Consider the following 14886-nt stretch of genomic DNA (forward strand, 5'->3'; position numbering starts at 1 on the left):
GATAACGGCTGCCCTTGGGCCTCATAATAATCTAGCACTCTGATCTCTCTACCAATAAACTGGGCTATCCAGATTGCTGTTGCATCTGCCTTGGCTCCTGTCCCCCCAATATCCCAAAAGGCGCGTATCTGCATTAAAGGGTCACGTGCAACACGCCCTATCCGCCCCTCCTGTTCAGCTGCTAACATCTCCTTTTGGTAATAAGCACCTTGAACGGCTGTAAGGTAAGCTCCCTCCCAAATATGCTTATAGGTCTCTGGACGGTTTCTCAAATCATCAAGACGCGCTTCATTCAAGATCTTAGGAAACTTGGGATTATCTGACCAATTAACCTCAACACGCTTAATCGCTTCATTGTCTGAAAAACGAAAGCGCCTTTCAACCGGGGCATTCTCCCGTAATGGGTTCCATGTTACCCATAATTCTGCACGCCATCCATCCCCTTCTTCACGCAACGTCGGTATAAGCGTCTGCCAAGCGGTCTCTGTGACAGGCTCTGCCTCATCAACCCAACAGAGCAAAATACGCCCCATCGACTTGATACTCGCAATATTACGGTCTAGTCCAGAAAACTGAAAGGCTATACGCCCATCATTTGACTTAATTGAAGATTCCCCAACCCTGTAATAATCCTTTAAAAAGTCATGGGCTTCAATAGCACGCTTAATCTCTTCCAAGGAACTTTCCGCAAGAGAATTTTGAAACTGACGTGCACAAAGAATGGTCCCCGATATCCCTCCTATACCAAATTGATACCCCTTTAACGCTGCCATCAAAGCAAAAGATCTTGTCTTTCCAGACCCGCGTCCACCCCAAGCCGCTCTGACCAAAGCATCCCCTGCAAAAAGAGAAATAAGCTTTGGAACAATCTTAATCTGTCTTGTCGTCATTTAATAAAGGAGCTATTTCTACACGCCCTATGATCTTCACGGCTCCCCCATTCTCTCCTGTCACTTGCAAGGGCAAAATCTTCCCAAGCAGTGCTAAATAAGCCGCGGGGCAATCCATTGCCTGCTTTTCTAAATAAGACACCAAACCCTCATTGCCTATTCTATTACCAGCATTTTCTGCTGCCTTCAGTACTGCTTCTTTAAGAACACGCGTGATTTTATTAGGGACACCTTTTACACGCCCTATGCCTGCTCTTGGTGGAATACGTTTTTTTATGGGCTGTAAAACCTGCTCTGTGTTTTCGGATGTCATAAATTCCTCCCTCCAGATAATAAAAAACCCCGCATTTGCGGGGATTTAAACTGTACATCACCCTCATTTAGATACAATACACCTAAGTACAGTAATGTCATTAAATACGATTTGTTATAACTTGTCAACACAAAAATAACACATATTGATATTTTTAAGGGGAATCTGTTAGGATACATTTTAAACAGTGAATCATCAAAAAAGGATGATAATGATGCTCGAAAGCTTATGCATCGGAGTTTTGATAACATTTTTTTTATTAATGCTATGCCAAGCAATATACGCCCTGAAAAAAGCAAAGAAACAAAGAAAGGAAATAGTTGCATATTGCGCTGTACTATTTTTACCCATGTTTGTTCCATGGCTTCCTTTAATTATAATATTTAATTCTAATCTTGAAAGTGATCTACAAGATAAAGTGGGAGCTCTATTTCTAGCTATATCTGGCGTGAGTTTGTGCATGACATGTCTGATAATAAAATCGCTGCGTGAAGATGGACTACAAAGTAATATCGCGGATATAGCTTTCATGACTTGTGGAGTACCGCTTCTAATTTGTGGTTTAATTGGTGGTATAATTGCACTTTTTATGTGGAATATAACAATAGGAATAATAATTATAGGGTTATTAGTTCTAATCTCTATAAGAGAATATTTGTTAGGAATTTGTGGAGTAATATTGGGATTAATATTAACTATAGCGTTGATTAAATTTATTTGGAGAATTGTCTAATGATCAAAATACTTATGAAGCGCATTAAGAGCGACACGTAATGAACTCATAAGATGTGGTAACTCTTGATCTTCTATAACGAGGTACTGTAGCGCGGCGTAAAGATTGTACTGTCTATAGAGACATTGCGCTTCTTTTATTGCCTCTTGTGTGTTTAAAAACTGCTCTGTCGCAAATTCTACCCATTTGTCCCTTGCCTTGTCATCTGCTGACGATGGCATTTCATCATAAATCGCGTTTGGTAATCCCTTTGCACAAAGGTAGTTATTTCGTATCTGTAAATATTTTTGAGCAGTATCATATTGCTCTTGAGTAAGCACGCCTTTCAAACAAAGCCGCCCTATGTAGGTACTTGCAAGTGGATTTTTCGCATCTTGTAAGCTTAAACCGAAGCGCTTTGCACGTATTTCTATTGCTAATTTATCAATAGCTTCACGAGGTGTTTTTGACCGTGATAGACGTCCATTGGCTTCTCTTATATGCCCTGTGATTTTAGGGCGTCCCCTCTTTTTATTTTTTTTCACTTATACCCTCTGTTTAAAAAGAAACGCCATCATTTGCTACTGTAGGCATATCAAGAGGTCTGTAAATGCTTCTCTCATAAGAAGAGGACTGCTCTTGATTATCATCATTTTTGCTATCTAAGAGCTTTAAATCCCCTTTGTATTTTGGTAAAATAACCTCTGTTATATAACGATCAACACCGTTTTTATCTTGCCATTTACGGGTTTGCAATTGCCCCTCTAGATACACTTTAGAGCCTTTGTGAAAATACTGAAGCGCTATTTTTACCAATTGTGAATTAAAAATAACAATGGAATGCCATTCTATTTTGTCTATTTTCTTATTACTTGCCTTATCGGTATAGCTTTCGGTGGTAGCTAAACGAAAACTCACCATTTCGCTACCAGTAGACATTATTTTACTTTCAGGATGAGAGCCAATATAGCCAATTAAAATCACTTTATTAAGCATTCGCTTTAGATCCATTAATAGGAATAACACATAACAATACAAAGAACGTATAACCAGCCATTATTATAACACATTATAGGCTATAGTTACAAACGAAATTATTATTATAAGCTATTGAATCTAAAGAATGAATCCCATTTTTAGTTTGCTTGATTTATTGCTTTTTTATACAAATTATGTATTATAGAGATATTCGTCTCATTAGGATGTCAAAAGGACATCACGCATTACAAAACAGAAGCCGTGTCAAAAGCAATTGATACGGCTTTGTTGCATTTGCATATAATTAAGAAAATCAAGATTTAAGATTATGATGATGTTAGATAAAAAGAAAACCCTTTCACGTAATACATGAGCAAGGGCTTTCCACTTTTTAAATCTGTATGTTGTATAGCAGATTATGAATAAATTGGCAATATTGAATTCACAATGATATCTTAAAACGAAGATTTGTTTTTTACTAAAAGGAAAACACTTAGAATAACGTCGCTATTAAAAGCAAGCATCATTTACTTTAAGAGCAATTTGATAAAAATTGTATTGCGTTTATACATAAAATATGTAATTTAGAACCATATCACTAAAGTGATATCTCCTTTATTGTTAGTTAGTTTTTCATATTTCTCTAGATTCAAAGCCGTATCATTTCATTTTGATACGGTTTTTTCTTAATCATGCTTGCCATTATACACAAAATGTGTAATATAGATTTGATGTTGATTAAATATTGTGTATTGCGTAAAAAGCCGCGTTCATTAAGGACACGGCTTTCTTTTTTCTGTTTAAGACCAGACCCCAAACCCCTTATTTATGCTGTTTTTTCTAAAGTTTCTTCACTAACATCAGTATCTTTATAAACTCTTTTATTGCCTTTAATAACGGCATTCCCAAAAACTTTTACAGAGAAATAAACCTTCACTTTTCCTTGAATGCACGCATTATCATAAATCTCCGCCTCGGGATAAATACAAGCCGACCCCGATATTTTTGCATTCCCATAAATAAAGCCACCAACACAAGCGCTATTCAAAATTTTTGCATTGTCATAAACCTTTGCTTCTGGAGATACCATGGCTTTATTACAAACAATGGCATTCCCATAAATTTCACCACAAATTGCTGCATTATCACATATTTTTGCATTACCGTGAATATAAGCAGTCTTTTCAAGAACCCGCGCCTTATCACTAACTACTGCATTTCCTGCTACCCTTGCTTCCATAAAAACACAAGCGTTATTACGTATTTTTGCATTTTCACTAACAATAGCACCATGTGAAACGGCGGCATTATCGTATATCCAACAATTGCCATCATGAGAGAGATTGCTTTCATTTTCAATAAAACCACCTAAATCACCAGCCTTTACACCATCAAAATCTCTTAATGCTCTAATTCGGTATAAAGTAATCCCTTCAATATCGTAAGTTTCATTTGTAAGTTCATATTTTTTAGATACAGTTGTAGTGGTCATAGGTTGCTCCCTAATCTAATATTCGTTAAATTTTTAAATGAGATGTTTTAAAGGGGGCGCCCCCGCCGCGCCCGCGTGCCATTTACGCTGCTTTATTTTCAAAATTACTGCATATTTCCATGGATTTGCTCTCTTAAATATGCTAGTCCTTTAGATGTTATCTTTGTTGATGGTACTGTCTTTTCTGTACCATCATTTTTTTGAATAGTGATAGTTGTGCAATCCATAAGACCTTTTTGTATTTTATCTTGATATGGTAATAATGGACCGCTTGGTACTCTTTTGTAAACCCAACCATATCTTCTTAGGTAATCTGATAAATCTTTAGGTCTTACTTCTAAGATTTTCGCAGCATCTATAATACCAAACAAGCCATCCGAACGTGTTAAACCTTCAAGAGCTATTGCTTTCGGTTTTAATTCTGCAATGACATGATCTTTCTGTTCGATTTGACCTTGCAAGTAATTTAAAAAACCAATCATCGCTTGTGGACTTGAGTAATCGATTTGTGGTGTTGTTACTTGCTTTTCTAATTCTTGCCAACGATCAATAATTTTCGCACGCAAAGCAACACTGTAACCAGATACGAGAATTAAGCATTCACGTTTAGGGAGAAGATATTCAGTTTTCTGGCGATTCATGCTATCAAAAAAGATGCCCTCAAATTTGAGGATATCTTTTTCATCATACAATTCAAGCAAAATATTCTTGATATCACGCATAACATTATCATGCCGTTTACCACACAATTCTGCAATTTCACGACTAGACATAGTTTGAATGCTATCATCTATTTTGATTTGATTGACGTCTATTGGATTTTTTTGATTTACATTAATTAAATGTTGCGACATTTTTCTTTTCCCTACAAAAATTAAAAAGCAGACGCCCCCGCCGCGCCCGTGCGTTATTTAAGCTGCCTCATTAATGCTATGTACATTATCAAAATTAGGTCTATAAGCTTTCAATAATGGAGCTATTGAATGAATTGGTTCAGAATGACCAAATTCTGTAATGATTGCTAAAATTTTTGTAAAATTGGGAATTTCGTTTTGTAATTTTAAAACTAAAACTTTTTCAAGATCTACCATAAGCTCTACTAAAGCATTGCTATATTCGTCTTCAGTATAATCAGTGTTAGCTTCTTTAAACACTGCCATCCACAAATCACATAAGAAATCGATAGTTATTTGGATTTCATTTTTTTCCATTTGAAATTCTTTCTTATCAATAAATGTTTTTAATTGACAACCCTATAAGGGCGCCGGGCGCTAAAAACACGGTGATAAGTCCGCCGCTATACTTTTCCCTCGCGAAGGGTCTTGTATGGTATAGCTACACCCGACATAAATCGTTATATGCCAATAACAGCATAAAAGAAAGCCAGTTTTTTAAAGAATGGGAAAAACCTTTTCGTGGTCTATCCGCTTATCACAAGTGGTTTTTAAGCACTTGCCAATCCTTCTAAACAAACCTGCCTTTAAAGTCAATACGTATTTTTTATTTTTTACATTTTTTCCTGTTTTGATATTTACCCAGTTGAATATCAAGTGCTTTTTCTAACTCGCGATCTATATCATCATCATAAGCTTGTGAATAACTCTTCTCCCCTTCATTGCTAATCTCACAAATCAAACGGTCTTTCATTGTGCGTTTTTTGATTTTCTTATTAACCTCATTAATCAGCGCTTCACAACTCAATACGCTTCTTGGCAAATCACCACCGTATATCCACGCTTTCACTTGCGCCTTGCTACTGTAATCTACAGTTTCAGGCATCTCATGATATTGGCCACCTTCAAATTCTTCGTATTCTCTCATTCCATCATCATATTCGTAAAGATTGTAAAAATATTCTGCTACTCCTAACCCCCACGGGGCATGCCCTCTTATCGTTGCAACAAACTTTTTTTGCATGGGCGGTTTATGATTTGTTAAGAATAAATGTTTAAAAAAACCCATATCTTTTAATTCCAGTTTGTATTTTGTCGCTATAGTCTATTTACCTTAAATTTAACTGTACAAAGCGTTTTGTAGTTTTTACGTATCATTATCAAAAAATTAAATAATCGCTTTGTACGGTGCCTTTTTATCGATTTAAACGTATATCCATACAAATAGCCTCTCTACTTTTCAACATTTTGCTAGCTAATCAATGGTTTTTATTATGCCTCCTATCCCACTTAAAACCTGTTCAAAATTGTGCTTTTGAATAATGCTAAGCGCTTTTGAAGCATCGCTTGCTTCTTGTGCTTTCAATGCCTTTTCACGGCTATTCAAAACAGCTTTGCGTACAATATTGGCTTTTCTCAAAAGGTTATCTTCCAAATCACGACATAACCTCACAAGTTCACGCGTGCTCGGAAAAAACGTATCCGATAAACCGTCTATCTCATCACATAAAATCCGTTTAACTGCTGTCATTAGTGACCATGCTGAAACTTTTTCTAAAGCCATTCCATAGGTTAATGCCATTCCCTCATGATCAGATTGTTGCGATATTTTTAAACCACATGACAGCATGCGAATAGCTTTGCCTATATCCTCTTTGCTTGCTTTCACTGCGAATAGCTCCTGCAACTGATCAGCAGCCTCTAAAGCAATCGCTTCCTGCTGTTTTGTTAATTGGCTGCCATCCTTCAAAACCAATGGGAACTCCTGTGGTGGTATCATCGCGTGAATGTGCTTCAAAGTATCCTCGATTTCCGATATCAAGCAGGCTGTCTGCGATACGTTCCCCAATGCTTTTTTGCTTTTGAGTGTAATTTCCATAATTTTTACCTTGTTGATTGATTTCGTATTTTTTTGAATTTCTTACCCAGTTACGCCATGTCGCTTGCCAATCGGTTTTGGCTGCATTAGCACCCGCTTTTGAACGCCAGTAATCTCGAAATTTTGCAATTTCGACTTTCACACGCTCTGGAGGCAAACCCTCTGCAAGTGCAAAATCGTAATCCGGTTCGAAATCAGCAGGCAAGCGACAACCTCTATCGGTTTTAACCCGCTTGGCTTTCTTAGGAACGTTTTCTTGCTCGTGAATAGGAGGTTGGTTTTCTGATGATGTTGCGATTTGTTCTGATTGAACATCATCACATTCGATTGGCTCTGCAACCAAATCGGTTGTTTCTAAATTTTCAAAATCGATTTCTTTTTTTGATAAAACGATAGTTTTATTTTTTTTATTATATATGTGATTGTGGTTGTGGTTGTGATTGGCATCATTAAGCATTGCTTGTTCAATGCTATTAGCATTGTTACTAGCATTTTTAGCATTTTTGACATCATTATCACTGTTATCTTTATTTTTATCCCATCTTGCTTTTGCTGCCTTTTGTGCTCTTTCTGAAAACTTATTTAAATTTTCATTTGAGTTATTGAGCTCCTCTTCAACTTGTAAACTCCACAAACGACCATCGTCTAAACAAATGATCTTCTTATCACGTAATAAAAACTCTAACGCTTTATTAAAGATCTTTTTTGAACAGCCAGCACTATGTGCTAATTTATCTTGATCACAAAAAATGGGTTCTCCACTTTTACGCATGTGCCATTTCAATGTAACGTATGTCGCTATTTGAAAGGCTTTCATGCCATTTGTTTCTGCAAGACAATCTGAAGGGAAGCTGCGAACCCAAGCCAACTTAGTTGACATGCATTGCCTCCTCTCTTTTCCTACTCCATCTTATATTTGCTGCTTTTGAAGCTCTTTCTGAAAATTTACTGAGGCTATAATCAAAAGCTAATGACTTATGCCATAGGTTCCCATTCTCTAAACGTGTGATGTAACCAATGCTTATTAAAGTCTCTAAGGCCTTTTGAAACGTTTTTATTGAACACCCACACCAGCTGGATAAATAAGACGCATTATTGATAAGAGGCGCTTTCTTATCATTCATAAGCAACACAACGGTTGTATAAACTGCCTTCTCTGTTGCTTTTAAACCCATAAGCTCTTTTAAAAACTGATCTGAATTAAACTTTACACACTCTACTTTTTTACTGGGCATCGCTCTAAGATCTCCCTCTCTTTAATTAAATGTAAAATTGCTAAAGCATCCGCTTCATTATCATCACAAGGCGCATGCCCTTTTACACGCATTGCCTTAATCATCTCTTCTTTCGACGCATTCCCCTTGCCTGTCGTCGCTTTCTTAATTGTACAAACTGGAATGCCCTCATACGGTATCTGATGATGTTCACACCATGCCGTTAAGGTTGCTAATAAACCACCATAAACATGCGCCGCATCAGTTCCAACATGACGCCTTACCTCTTCAAAATACACCGCATCAATGCTCCCTGCTGTCTGCTTGATTTCTGTAAGCCATCTCTTAAAGCGTAAATAACGCATCCCACCGCCTTCAAATCGGCGTGATCTAAAATTAATGCTACCACTAAGGATACTCCCATCAGCACCACTTATCGCCCAGCCGGTCTTCGTTCCTAGATCAAAGCAAAGAATTGTATGAAGCATCCCAATCATCAGCCTTTACTTCACTTCATTCTGAGAGGACGGTCATCACAACCAATCTCTTTTGCCTCACATTCCATTAAAAACAGAATGCAACAAGCCGCATGTGCCAAGTGTGATAAACCACTCTCGCTATCCTTACCCTCCCCTCCAAACCATGCTAATAAATGACGCAACGCTGCACCGTGAAATCGGCTCCAATCCATGCCATTACGCCAATTGTGTGCTCCGTATTTTTTGGCCCCAAATTCTAAAACACGACCAATTTCTATAAGAGCTAAAGGCGGTATAAGATCTAAACGAGGCTTCCCATCATCATTCTTATGCGCTTCATTTACAATCATCATCATCTCCTAAGGCTGCAAACGGTCGCACGCGCTATCAACGCGGGGGCTTTTGGAAAATTTTGTCATTTGAGAAATGTGTTTATTCCACAAAGTTTCCAAAAGATAAGAGACTGTGCCTCTTGAAGGAACGCCATACTTTTCCCAACGCCATACTGTTGATTTGTTGACGCCTAATAATGCTGCCATTTCATCCTGTGTAAGATTAAGACATTTTCTTAGTTTTTTTGCTTCTATCTTATTCATAAACAAAAGTATGCGTTATGAGAATTCTAATGTCAAGTCGAAATGCATACTAATTTCATGCAATATGAGTACACATAGGAAGACAAAAATGCGCAATAAAATAACAGATCAATCTTCTAGACTAATGAAAGCACGTTTAATGCGTGGCTTCAAAAGCGCTAAAGCAGCAACCAAATATTTCGGATGGAACTATTCTAGTTATATACAACATGAACAAGGGCTTCGAGGCATATCGCGGGCATCTAAAAAATATGCAACTGCATTTAGAGTTAGCGAAGGTTGGCTACTAACTGGAGAAGGAGATGGTCCTACCCTCTCAGTCTCTGATTTTACACAAACTATTGATGAAAAAATCATTGATCTGCTACAAACAACAAGTCAGCCAGATAAAGAAGCAATTCTTCACCTTTTAAACCGCTTGAATTCTGAAGAAAAAAAATAAAAGCCTTTTTTCTTTCATAACTAAAAGCAGAAACTATCTGCATTATTTTATTATCTAATTCCATAATAAATTTTCTTTCTCTTTTTCCAAAAATATTAATTAATAAAAATTTTATAAGAGCTCTTTTTATGCCACTCTAAAAATATACTTTATGCATATTTTTTTTATTGACAAGTATGCATAATGCGTATACAAAACCACCATACCCCGAAAAAAAAAACCTATGTCAAGGTATTTTTTTCAAAATGTATTTAAATATTTTGATATGGAGGCATTTGTGAATAAACCAGTTTTCATAAATTCAGATGAAATTCTCTTAGTCGTCTGTGAAAATGAAGAGCAAAATCTCGCTAAATACGGTACTTTCTTTGATGAAAAGGAAATTATCAAATTTATAGATCAAACCGCTGATAATGCTCTTCAAATCTTCCGTGTAGAACCAAAAACTAATCGATGTGAAGATATCTCTGAAGATCTTGCTGAGTTCTACATTAAACAACGTGAAGAACAATGTTTTAACGACATTATACCTCATGACTTTGTAAAACATAGCTCTGCATACAGTTTTTTTTTAGATGAAATGAGACAGCAAGAATATGACGACAAAAGATACGGTACTTATGAACAGCAAAACCGTTTAACCTTTTGGGACGTTCTTCCAAACTACCCAAACTATACATGGCGTTTTTAAAAGCGCCTCTTTTTCCCATCAGTTAAGTAATGAAAGCAAATCTATGACGAAGCATAATGATAATGAAGAGAATGAACAGTATTTAATATCAAAGGATGAAGTAAAAGACAGAACCGGTTACGTCCAAATGGTCAATGCCCATGCATTGCATGAACACTTACAATTGCAACAAGATTTTGACACTTGGTTTAATAATCATGTTGAAAAACTGGGGCTGAAAGAGGGCATGCATTTTGTCTTCACAAAACAAGAAGGCAAGAGAAGCAAGATTTGTTCAAAATCTGAAATAGACCCAAATGCTACAAATAGCCATCACTTCAAAATTTACGCTGCAAAAGACATTCTCGAAGCAGAACCCCATCGAAACCAAGTCGTTATCTTAAAACAAATATTGAGCCCTTATTGGTAATTAACGAAGAGATCATTCTCAAGGAGTGATCCTCTCGCCATTACAAATAATACTATTGACGGAAAAATCACTCAAACAGTGAATGCTCGTTATTTGCGTGCATTAAAAGGAAATACAGATGACAAATTCCCCCTTAACAACCATGGCAAGTAAATATGGGTTTTCTCATGAACAATTTCGAAAAACAATCATTAAAACATGTATCAATTATAACTTCTCTGATGAAGAATTCGCTGCTTTTATTTCGGTAGCCAATACCTATGGTCTTAACCCTTTAACCAAAGAGATCTATGCTCTTCCTAAAAGAGGCGGCGGCATTATTCCTGTCGTCTCAATCGACGGATGGATTAAGATTATTAAGTCTAATCCTCAATTTGATGGGATGACCTTTCAAGATCAACTTGATAAAGAGGGCAATATCATTGCTATCAAATGCGCTATTCGTCTTAAAAATATTAAAGACCCTATCGAAGTTACTGAATATTTAGCTGAATGCAAACAAAAAACTGATACTTGGCAAAAATACCCAGCACGCATGTTGCGTCATAAAGCAACCATACAATGTGCGCGCTATGCTTTTGGTTTTTCAGGTATTTATGAAGAAGATGAAGCCGCGCGCATCAATGAAGTAAACCAAAATATACAAGATAAAATGGTCTCTTATGAAACGCTTATGCAAATCAAACAATTAATGGACAGCACGCAAACAGAAGAAAACAAAATTCTCACTTATGCAAAAGCCAACACGCTTGCCGATATATCAGATGGACAAGCGCAAACCATTTTGCACCTTTTGAAAGAGAAACAACAAAAGCAAAGGATTGAAGCACAACACTCTTTACCAACAAAAGAGCAAATAGAGATGCCTGTACAAGAGGCAGAATATATTCATATCCAAGATATCGAATATGAACAAACGCAACAACAAACGGCGGTGTGAGATGGAACAAAGAACGGCAGAATGGTTTCAAGCAAGATTAGGAAAAGTCACCGCTTCTAATATTTACAACATACTGAGTAAAACAGCAAAGGGAACGCCTACAAGCAAATATGAAGACTACAAAATCAAGCTTATAACAGAACGTTTAACGGGAGAAATAAGCCCCCATTATGAAAATGAAGATATGAGATGGGGCATTGAACATGAAGAAAATGCCTTGCATGAATATAGCCTTATCCATGATGCGAATGTTACAAAATGCGGCTTTATTCAACATCCTACAATAGAAATGGCGGGGGCAAGTCCTGATGGGCTCGTTGATGAGCACGGGTTAATTGAAATCAAATGTCCTAGATCAACGACCCATATGCGCTTCTTTATAAATGATGAGATCAAACCTGAATATCATGCACAAATGCAATTTCAAATGGCATGTACTGGACGCAAATGGTGTGATTTCATCAGCTATGATCCGCGCTTTACGGGACAATCATCTCATTTACGCATGAAAATCAAACGTATCCACCGTGATGAAAAACATATTGAACAAATTAATCAGGCTGTAGAAGCCTTTTTAAAAGAAATAGAACAAGAGATCAAAAAGATTTCAACAAAAGCGGCTTAACCTTATGGGGGTGCTGCTGTCCACACATGCCTCCTAGCACCCCCACCCTTTCCCTATAACAACTTGCAAAAAAATGCGTGATTCACGACACGGGTGAATTGCACTTCAAATGAGGAGAACAGATATGGCGCATCGCCTAGCTACCATAACCCAACCAGCCATTGCACGGGCTTTAAGAGAAGCTAAAAAACAGGGATGTGAACTCATAGAAATCAAACCTACGGGGGAACTGCTTATCTATCTCAAATCCGATATCCCATTACCAAACGCAACCAATCATCCTGATAAATTATGGAATTTATCGCCTGATGATTATAACTTTGATATTAAACTATAGATTATATCTATGCCTAAACCACGCCCTCCTCATCTGGTCAAAGAAATCACCCGTCATGGTAAAATTATATGGTATGTCCGTATAGGTCATGGAAAACGCATTAGAGTATGCGGGACTTACGGAACACAAGAATTTGTTGATAATTACAAAAGTGCACTTGCTCAATTACAAGGACTAATACTTCCTAAACCTAAAGTTGGGAAACTTGTTGAAGGCTCCTTTGCATGGCTCCTTAAGCAGTACTTCAACAGTTCTAATTGGCATAACCTAGCACAATCTACAAAAAAACAGAGACAACTCGTCCTTATGAAGGTATGCGATACTGTAGGAAACATTCCATACCAAGCAATCGAAAAAAAACATATCATAGCCGGTGTTGAACGACGTAAAGAAACACCCGCAATGGCAAGAGATTTTCTGAAAACACTTAATGGACTCTTTAATTGGGCTATTGAACAAGGGTTATTAGAAAATAATCCAACTGTAGGAGTCAAAAAACCTGCTCTTAAAAATAATGGGGGATTTCCCGTTTGGACAGAAGAAGATGTTGAAAAATATTATCAATGCTGGTCACATGGTACCTATGAACGTGTTTGGATTGATGTTTTGCTTTACACGGGCTTGCGTCGTGGTGATGCTGTTCGCATTGGTTGGAAAGATGTCAAGGATAATATCATTCATCTCAAAACAGAAAAGAGCCAATTTAAAACAGATGTTTTTTTACCTATTTTACCAGAGTTAGCAGAAATTTTGAAAATTGGTCCCATAGGTAAGGAAACATTTATTTGTGGTAAGCGTGGAAAAAAACTCTCAAAAGATAGCTTTAGTTTAATGTTTTATAATGCATGTACCAAAGCAGGAATTAAAAAATCCGCCCATGGATTGCGAAAATTAGCCGCAACACGCGCTGCTAATTCCGGTGCAACCGTCTCACAATTGAAAGCAATTTTTGGATGGACAGATGATGATATGGCATCCCTTTACACAAAAAGCGTAGACCGTAAAAGATTAGCCTTAGAAGCAATAAAAAAGCTCCAAAAAAGTTAGGGATTGAGTTCAAAAAACATTATAGAATCAATAACTACAGAATCCCTTATTATTAAATTAACTTATTGATTTTTATATTTTTTATTAATCAAGGGTGGAATTTGGTATAAAAACTTAGGGAAATATGGTGCCATAAACCGAATAACGACCCAACTTACGAGACTGCCTAAAAAGATACCAGCTAAAATATCAAAAGGGTAATGAACACCAACAAAAATACGGCCCCAACAAATCAAAAATAAAAAAACTGTCGCCAATTTAGAAGAAACTTTATATCGGTAAAAATAAAAATTTGCTGTATAAGCAGCAATAGTTAAGGCATGATTACTAGGAAAAGAAGCTGTTGCACGATGCTTAATCAGTGGTGATGTTAACCCCATAACAAATGGACGTGGATGGAAATAAATGAGAGAAATGAGGTAACCTATAAAAAGAGCTGTACAAATACTTACACAAATGCTCAGTACGACACGCCGTTCCATATTTGTACCCAAAAACCATAGAGCACAAAGGTGTATTGGAATAATGTAAATTAAAAATTTTGCACAAAAAATACTAAATAAAACTAAAATTGCCCAAGATTGCTCATTTCCTGTAACACTTTGCAACAGTGTGATGTCAATCTGGTTTAGAATGTTCATTCTTCTCTCCTTAATCTTCATAGCTTTATAGCATCATTTCTTTAAGAAATGAGCAGAACCCTATAAAAAATATATCAAAATTTAATAAATAAAATTTTTTGTGCACATAAACTTGCTATTTTAAAAGATAAGCTGTAAATGTTGAGCGTTTATCGCTGGTATTTTGGCTGGAGGTTGAACGGAGGATTGAGATAATCAGTAGGAAACAGGACGTTTCCGACCTCCCGTGTCTCCGCTCTCGGATGTCTCGAATTTTAAAAGCGTCCTTTCTTCTTTGGATCTTCCAAAAAGACAAGTCGCAGAGGCTT

Annotated in this window: 23 protein-coding genes; 8 read left to right on the forward strand and 15 right to left on the reverse strand. The window is 36.8% G+C overall.

What is annotated here, in order from left to right; genetic code table 11:
• Together K3248_RS05400 and K3248_RS05405 are read right to left on the reverse strand one after the other, a co-directional pair.
• The coding region (locus tag K3248_RS05400; RefSeq protein ID WP_220717510.1) for a phage terminase large subunit at positions 1-890 on the reverse strand (890 nt) is incomplete at its 3' end.
• The gene (locus K3248_RS05405) at positions 871-1203 is read right to left on the reverse strand and encodes a hypothetical protein (protein WP_220716903.1); all 333 of its coding nucleotides are present in this window, start codon (positions 1201-1203) and stop codon (positions 871-873) included. The genes K3248_RS05405 and K3248_RS05400, both read right to left, overlap by 20 nt.
• A 214-nt stretch (positions 1204-1417) precedes the next feature.
• Between K3248_RS05405 and K3248_RS05410 the strand changes: the two genes are divergently transcribed.
• Positions 1418-1936, forward strand: coding sequence for a hypothetical protein (locus tag K3248_RS05410; RefSeq protein ID WP_220717373.1), 519 nt, complete (start codon positions 1418-1420; stop codon positions 1934-1936).
• Here K3248_RS05410 and K3248_RS05415 read toward each other — a convergent pair.
• The 12 genes from K3248_RS05415 to K3248_RS05470 all read right to left on the reverse strand — a co-directional run bounded on the left by K3248_RS05415 (position 1933) and on the right by K3248_RS05470 (position 9446).
• Positions 1933-2460 carry a hypothetical protein gene (locus K3248_RS05415; protein WP_220717374.1) on the reverse strand — a complete coding sequence of 176 codons (528 nt, stop codon included), beginning with the start codon at positions 2458-2460 and terminating at the stop codon, positions 1933-1935. The two genes, K3248_RS05410 and K3248_RS05415, sit on opposite strands and share 4 nt — an antisense overlap.
• A 13-nt stretch (positions 2461-2473) precedes the next feature.
• The gene (ssb, locus tag K3248_RS05420) at positions 2474-2911 is read right to left on the reverse strand and encodes a single-stranded DNA-binding protein (protein WP_220716900.1); all 438 of its coding nucleotides are present in this window, start codon (positions 2909-2911) and stop codon (positions 2474-2476) included.
• Positions 2912-3719: 808 nt separating this feature from the next.
• A complete protein-coding gene (locus K3248_RS05425) occupies positions 3720-4385 on the reverse strand; it encodes a hypothetical protein (RefSeq protein ID WP_220717375.1) in 666 nt (221 codons plus the stop codon).
• Between the two features lie 104 nt (positions 4386-4489).
• Positions 4490-5239, reverse strand: a complete 750-nt coding sequence (locus K3248_RS05430) for a phage antirepressor KilAC domain-containing protein (protein ID WP_220717376.1) — start codon at positions 5237-5239, stop codon at positions 4490-4492.
• Positions 5240-5296: 57 nt separating this feature from the next.
• Positions 5297-5596 (reverse strand): hypothetical protein, encoded by a 300-nt coding sequence (locus tag K3248_RS05435; RefSeq protein ID WP_220717377.1) that lies wholly within the window; start codon positions 5594-5596, stop codon positions 5297-5299.
• A gap of 289 nt (positions 5597-5885) precedes the next feature.
• Entirely contained in the window at positions 5886-6347 is a 462-nt protein-coding gene (locus K3248_RS05440) for a hypothetical protein (RefSeq protein WP_220716896.1), read from the reverse strand.
• A 186-nt stretch (positions 6348-6533) separates the two neighbouring features.
• Positions 6534-7028 (reverse strand): hypothetical protein, encoded by a 495-nt coding sequence (locus K3248_RS05445; RefSeq protein WP_220716895.1) that lies wholly within the window; start codon positions 7026-7028, stop codon positions 6534-6536.
• Positions 6970-8037 (reverse strand): hypothetical protein, encoded by a 1068-nt coding sequence (locus tag K3248_RS05450; RefSeq protein ID WP_220717378.1) that lies wholly within the window; start codon positions 8035-8037, stop codon positions 6970-6972. The genes K3248_RS05445 and K3248_RS05450 overlap by 59 nt, the downstream gene beginning before the upstream one ends.
• Positions 8027-8392 carry a DUF1376 domain-containing protein gene (locus tag K3248_RS05455; RefSeq protein WP_220716893.1) on the reverse strand — a complete coding sequence of 122 codons (366 nt, stop codon included), beginning with the start codon at positions 8390-8392 and terminating at the stop codon, positions 8027-8029. Before K3248_RS05455 ends, K3248_RS05450 begins: the two co-directional genes overlap by 11 nt.
• A complete protein-coding gene (locus tag K3248_RS05460) occupies positions 8374-8859 on the reverse strand; it encodes a crossover junction endodeoxyribonuclease RuvC (RefSeq protein ID WP_220717144.1) in 486 nt (161 codons plus the stop codon). The genes K3248_RS05455 and K3248_RS05460 overlap by 19 nt, the downstream gene beginning before the upstream one ends.
• Positions 8860-8879: 20 nt before the next feature.
• Positions 8880-9200, reverse strand: a complete 321-nt coding sequence (locus tag K3248_RS05465) for a dATP/dGTP diphosphohydrolase domain-containing protein (protein WP_220717379.1) — start codon at positions 9198-9200, stop codon at positions 8880-8882.
• Positions 9201-9209: 9 nt separating this feature from the next.
• Positions 9210-9446 (reverse strand): helix-turn-helix domain-containing protein, encoded by a 237-nt coding sequence (locus K3248_RS05470; RefSeq protein ID WP_220717380.1) that lies wholly within the window; start codon positions 9444-9446, stop codon positions 9210-9212.
• Positions 9447-9534: 88 nt separating this feature from the next.
• On the opposite strand from K3248_RS05470, the gene K3248_RS05475 reads away from it, so the two are divergent.
• The 7 genes from K3248_RS05475 to K3248_RS05505 all read left to right on the forward strand — a co-directional run bounded on the left by K3248_RS05475 (position 9535) and on the right by K3248_RS05505 (position 13937).
• A complete protein-coding gene (locus tag K3248_RS05475; protein WP_220717381.1) occupies positions 9535-9888 on the forward strand; it encodes an XRE family transcriptional regulator in 354 nt (117 codons plus the stop codon).
• Between the two features lie 277 nt (positions 9889-10165).
• Entirely contained in the window at positions 10166-10579 is a 414-nt protein-coding gene (locus K3248_RS05480; RefSeq protein ID WP_220717382.1) for a hypothetical protein, read from the forward strand.
• Between the two features lie 43 nt (positions 10580-10622).
• A complete protein-coding gene (locus K3248_RS05485) occupies positions 10623-10988 on the forward strand; it encodes an antA/AntB antirepressor family protein (RefSeq protein WP_220717383.1) in 366 nt (121 codons plus the stop codon).
• A 118-nt stretch (positions 10989-11106) separates the two neighbouring features.
• The gene (bet, locus tag K3248_RS05490; RefSeq protein WP_220716888.1) at positions 11107-11928 is read left to right on the forward strand and encodes a phage recombination protein Bet; all 822 of its coding nucleotides are present in this window, start codon (positions 11107-11109) and stop codon (positions 11926-11928) included.
• A gap of 1 nt (position 11929) precedes the next feature.
• Complete coding sequence (locus K3248_RS05495; RefSeq protein WP_220717142.1) at positions 11930-12553, forward strand: lambda exonuclease family protein; 624 nt, start codon at positions 11930-11932, stop codon at positions 12551-12553.
• Positions 12554-12677: 124 nt separating this feature from the next.
• On the forward strand, positions 12678-12890 hold the full coding sequence (locus tag K3248_RS05500) for a hypothetical protein (protein WP_220717384.1): 213 nt from the start codon (positions 12678-12680) through the stop codon (positions 12888-12890).
• A 9-nt stretch (positions 12891-12899) separates the two neighbouring features.
• Entirely contained in the window at positions 12900-13937 is a 1038-nt protein-coding gene (locus tag K3248_RS05505) for a tyrosine-type recombinase/integrase (RefSeq protein WP_220717385.1), read from the forward strand.
• A gap of 62 nt (positions 13938-13999) precedes the next feature.
• Here K3248_RS05505 and K3248_RS05510 read toward each other — a convergent pair whose 3' ends face one another.
• Positions 14000-14578 (reverse strand): undecaprenyl-diphosphatase, encoded by a 579-nt coding sequence (locus tag K3248_RS05510; protein ID WP_220717386.1) that lies wholly within the window; start codon positions 14576-14578, stop codon positions 14000-14002.
• Between the last annotated feature and the right edge of the window lie 308 nt (positions 14579-14886).

Source organism: Bartonella raoultii (genome assembly GCF_019659805.1).
Taxonomy (GTDB): domain Bacteria; phylum Pseudomonadota; class Alphaproteobacteria; order Rhizobiales; family Rhizobiaceae; genus Bartonella; species Bartonella raoultii.